Source organism: Streptomyces sp. CNQ329 (genome assembly GCF_000482585.1).
This window is the reverse complement of sequence record NZ_AXVU01000148.1, coordinates 1-1368: the sequence shown is the minus strand read 5'-3', so window position 1 is coordinate 1368 and position 1368 is coordinate 1. Positions and strand designations below refer to the sequence as shown.

Genomic DNA, 1368 nt, shown 5'->3' with positions numbered 1-1368 from the left:
CCCCCGATCCTCACCCCCGATCCTCACCCCCGGTCTCCCGCTCCCGGTCTCCCGCTCCCGGTCTCCCGCTCCCGGTCTCCCGCTCCCGGTCCCCCACCCCCGGTCCCCCGACCCTGAACTCGCCCGGCTCCATATTCCGTTGACCCCGTCCCCACCCCGCCGCAAGAGTGGTTTCCCGGTCGGGGTCGGCGGTCGGCGTTCGGCGGTGTGCCTGGGGCGGTGTGGTGGCTGGTTCGGAGATGGCCCGTGAGCTGCGAGCCGGGGGGCCGGCGTCCGCCACGCCGTTGTGGACCGCGGACTTCCGGCTCTTCTTCACCGCCCGCACCACCTCCCTCCTCGGCGACGCCATGCTCCCCGTCGCCATCACCGCCGCCGTGCTGGGCGCCGGATACGGTGCGAGCGGCGTCGGTTACGCCCTTGCCGCGCTCGTCGCGCCGTTCGCCGCGCTGATCATCTTCGGCGGCGTGCTGTCCGACCGCTTCGGCGCCCGCCGGCTCATGGTCGTCTCGGACGTGGCGCGGCTCGTCTTCCAGATGGCCCTCGCGCTGCTGTTCCTGACGGGTACGCCCCGGCTGTGGCAGATCCTCGTGCTGCTGGCCTTCGTCGGCGCGGGCAGCGCGCTCTTCCAGCCCGGCGTCGCCAGCATCACCCCGCGCGTTGCGAAGGACGTGCAGAAGGCCAACGCCACCCTGCGCATCGCCGAGTCCGTCACCCTCGTGCTCGGCCCGTCGCTCGCCGGGCTGCTCCTGGCCGTCTCCTCGCCCGCCGTCGTCGTCGCCCTCGACGCCCTGACGTACGCGGTCAGCGGCGCCTGCCTCTTCGTTCTCCGTACCGTCCCCATGGGCCCCGGCGCCGCGCGCGACGGCGCGCCGTCGTTCCGGGCCGATCTGGTCGAGGGCTGGCGGGAGTTCACGGCCCGTACCTGGCTGTGGAGCGTCATCGTCGTCTTCATGCTCTGGCAACTCGCCGGCGCGGGCCCCACCACGACCCTCGGCAACAGCACCCTTGTCACCGACTACGGCGCCTCGACCTTCGGCCTGGTCATGTCCTCCCTCGGGGCGGGCAGCGTGGTGGGCGGGCTCGTCGCGATCAGACTCCGCCCGCGGCACCCGTTGCGCGCCGGTGCGCTGTCGATGACCGCGTGGGCGTTGATGCCGCTGGGCGTCGCCCTCGGGCTCTCCGCGCCTCTCGTCGCCCTGTGCTACGGCGTGAGCGGCATCGGCGCCGCCTTCTGGATTGTCATGTTTTACACCAGTGTGCAGACCCACGTGCCGCAGGACGTCCTCGGCCGGGTGCACGCGTACGACGCCGCCGGCTCGCTGGTGATGAAGCCGGTCGGCCAGGCGGCGGCCGGTCCGCTGGCGGGGG

At 73.2% G+C, this 1368-nt stretch carries 1 protein-coding gene; it reads left to right on the top strand.

What is annotated here, in order from left to right:
- Positions 1–224: 224 nt before the first annotated feature.
- Positions 225–1368, top strand: a 1144-nt coding sequence (locus I003_RS0129460; RefSeq protein ID WP_486584466.1) for an MFS transporter, incomplete at its 3' end; no start/stop codon positions are given.